This is a genomic window from Vibrio splendidus 12E03, assembly GCF_000272105.2.
In the GTDB taxonomy this organism is placed as follows: domain Bacteria; phylum Pseudomonadota; class Gammaproteobacteria; order Enterobacterales; family Vibrionaceae; genus Vibrio; species Vibrio splendidus_I.
Map to the genome: position 1 here is coordinate 1 of NZ_AJZD02000095.1, position 717 is coordinate 717.

At 44.4% G+C, this 717-nt stretch carries 1 protein-coding gene; it reads left to right on the forward strand.

Features of this window, described 5'->3' with window-relative positions:
* Positions 1-112 precede the first annotated feature (112 nt).
* Positions 113-556: a DUF3577 domain-containing protein gene (locus tag A142_RS08435; RefSeq protein ID WP_019825252.1), complete on the forward strand. Its 444-nt coding sequence runs from the start codon at positions 113-115 to the stop codon at positions 554-556.
* Positions 557-717 lie beyond the last annotated feature (161 nt).

Below are 717 nucleotides of genomic sequence, written 5' to 3' on the forward strand. Positions count from 1 at the left end.
TATTGATAGAGCTTTGGCGCTATACACCGACTTTTTATCACCCCCACGGGAAAATTATTTCCCATGGTGGAATGTGATTTTTTCTCGTGCAGCCTGTCTCGGAGAAAACATTATGTCTGATAACAATCAAAACACTTATTTCGACCTTCACACTCATGGATTTGGTTTTCTAAACCGCGTGAGAAAAGTGACACCGAAAAAAGGTGACCCGTTCTACGCGACCACCATCACGTGTTTACGTGGTGATGATAACGAAAGAACGTACATTGACTGCAAAGTCGTAGGGAAAGAGGCGATTGAGCTTTTTGAAGCGCATGGTCTTGATAACTACGACTTTAGCCAGCAAGGTGGCGATAAAGGCTCACTGAGTTTTACTATCGGTGATATCTCGCTCGACACCTTTACTTATCAAAGCAACCACAGTACGAAAGCGGGTCAGTTTGGCGCAACCATTAAGGGGCGCCTACTCAAAGTGAAGTATCTGAAGGTGAATGACGTTGTACTTGTACAATCGCCAGCACCCACTGGTTCTGATGCAAATCAGCAAGCGGCTTGATGTTTAACTGCCCCAATACACTGTTGTGTGTTGGGGCTTTTTATTACTGTCATTGATTACCCACAGGGGATACGTTCCCCTATGGCGACGTTTCTCCTTTTTGCCAATATTAGGAGAGCGACAATGAACAATACAATGATGATTCAAGAGACGTATAACGC

Coding starts and splice junctions, on each gene's coding strand:
- A142_RS08435 (WP_019825252.1), top strand. CDS start 113: ATGTCTGATAACAATCAAAACACTTATTTCGACCTTCACACTCATGGA.